The following is a 2,678-nucleotide window of genomic DNA, read 5'->3' on the forward strand; positions in this document are numbered from 1 at the left end:
GTTCGGCGGCGTCCTACTCTCCCACAGGGTCCCCCCTGCAGTACCATCGGCGCTGTAAGGCTTAGCTTCCGGGTTCGGAATGTAACCGGGCGTTTCCCTCACGCTATAACCACCGAAACACTATGAAACTGTCAGCCGCACCACGCCGTGACCAGGCATGGGGCTGTTCGTGGTTTCAGAACCAACACAGTGGACGCGAGCAACTGAGGACAAGCCCTCGGCCTATTAGTACCGGTCACCTCCACACGTTACCGTGCTTCCAGATCCGGCCTATCAACCCAGTCGTCTACTGGGAGCCTTACCCCATCAAGTGGGTGGGAATACTCATCTCGAAGCAGGCTTCCCGCTTAGATGCTTTCAGCGGTTATCCCTCCCGAACGTAGCCAACCAGCCATGCCCTTGGCAGAACAACTGGCACACCAGAGGTTCGTCCGTCCCGGTCCTCTCGTACTAGGGACAGCCCTTCTCAATATTCCTGCGCGCGCAGCGGATAGGGACCGAACTGTCTCACGACGTTCTAAACCCAGCTCGCGTACCGCTTTAATGGGCGAACAGCCCAACCCTTGGGACCGACTCCAGCCCCAGGATGCGACGAGCCGACATCGAGGTGCCAAACCATCCCGTCGATATGGACTCTTGGGGAAGATCAGCCTGTTATCCCCGGGGTACCTTTTATCCGTTGAGCGACGGCGCTTCCACAAGCCACCGCCGGATCACTAGTCCCGACTTTCGTCCCTGCTCGACCCGTCGGTCTCACAGTCAAGCTCCCTTGTGCACTTACACTCAACACCTGATTGCCAACCAGGCTGAGGGAACCTTTGGGCGCCTCCGTTACTCTTTAGGAGGCAACCGCCCCAGTTAAACTACCCATCAGACACTGTCCCTGATCCGGATCACGGACCCAGGTTAGACATCCAGCACGACCAGACTGGTATTTCAACGACGACTCCACCCGAACTGGCGTCCGAGTTTCAAAGTCTCCCAGCTATCCTACACAAGCCGAACCGAACACCAATATCAAACTGTAGTAAAGGTCCCGGGGTCTTTCCGTCCTGCTGCGCGAAACGAGCATCTTTACTCGTAGTGCAATTTCACCGGGCCTATGGTTGAGACAGTCGAGAAGTCGTTACGCCATTCGTGCAGGTCGGAACTTACCCGACAAGGAATTTCGCTACCTTAGGATGGTTATAGTTACCACCGCCGTTTACTGGCGCTTAAGTTCTCAGCTTCGCCACCCCGAAGAGTGACTAACCGGTCCCCTTAACGTTCCAGCACCGGGCAGGCGTCAGTCCGTATACATCGCCTTACGGCTTCGCACGGACCTGTGTTTTTAGTAAACAGTCGCTTCTCGCTGGTCTCTGCGGCCACCCCCAGCTCGAGGAGCAAGTCCTCTCACCAAGCGTGGCCCCCCTTCTCCCGAAGTTACGGGGGCATTTTGCCGAGTTCCTTAACCATAGTTCACCCGAACGCCTCGGTATTCTCTACCTGACCACCTGAGTCGGTTTAGGGTACGGGCCGCCATGAAACTCGCTAGAGGCTTTTCTCGACAGCATAGGATCATCCACTTCACCACAATCGGCTCGGCATCAGGTCTCAGCCTTGTGTGCGACGGATTTACCTACCGCACGGCCTACACCCTTACCCCGGGACAACCACCGCCCGGGCTGGACTACCTTCCTGCGTCACCCCATCACTCACCTACTACCAACTTGGGCCACCGGCTCCACCACTTTCCTTTCCCCGAAGGGTCCGGAACGGCTTCACGGGCTTAGCATCACTGGATTCGATGTTTGACGCTTCACAGCGGGTACCGGAATATCAACCGGTTATCCATCGACTACGCCTGTCGGCCTCGCCTTAGGTCCCGACTTACCCTGGGCAGATCAGCTTGACCCAGGAACCCTTAGTCAATCGGCGCACACGTTTCTCACGTGTGTATCGCTACTCATGCCTGCATTCTCACTCGTCAACCGTCCACAACTACCTTCCGGTGCTGCTTCACCCGGCAGACGACGCTCCCCTACCCATCACAGCCGGCGTTGGCCGTACATGCTGCAATGACACGACTTCGGCGGTACGCTTGAGCCCCGCTACATTGTCGGCGCGGAATCACTAGACCAGTGAGCTATTACGCACTCTTTCAAGGGTGGCTGCTTCTAAGCCAACCTCCTGGTTGTCTGTGCGACTCCACATCCTTTCCCACTTAGCGTACGCTTAGGGGCCTTAGTCGATGCTCTGGGCTGTTTCCCTCTCGACCATGGAGCTTATCCCCCACAGTCTCACTGCCGCGCTCTCACTTACCGGCATTCGGAGTTTGGCTAAGGTCAGTAACCCGGTAGGGCCCATCGCCTATCCAGTGCTCTACCTCCGGCAAGAAACACACGACGCTGCACCTAAATGCATTTCGGGGAGAACCAGCTATCACGGAGTTTGATTGGCCTTTCACCCCTAACCACAGGTCATCCCCCAGGTTTTCAACCCTGGTGGGTTCGGTCCTCCACGAAGTCTTACCTCCGCTTCAACCTGCCCATGGCTAGATCACTCCGCTTCGGGTCTTGAGCGTGCTACTGAAACGCCCTATTCGGACTCGCTTTCGCTACGGCTACCCCACTCGGGTTAACCTCGCAACACACCGCAAACTCGCAGGCTCATTCTTCAAAAGGCACGCAGTCACGAGG

2 rRNA genes (1 of these 2 running past the window's edge) are annotated in these 2,678 nt (G+C 57.0%); both read right to left on the minus strand.

The features are described 5' to 3' along the window. A 5S ribosomal RNA gene (gene rrf / locus AC067M_RS45730) occupies positions 1–117 on the minus strand. Positions 118–204: 87 nt separating this feature from the next. After that, positions 205–2,678: ribosomal RNA gene (locus AC067M_RS45735) — 23S ribosomal RNA — on the minus strand (it continues 164 nt past the right edge of the window).

The sequence above is a fragment of the Streptomyces sp. NPDC043427 genome (assembly GCF_056436655.1).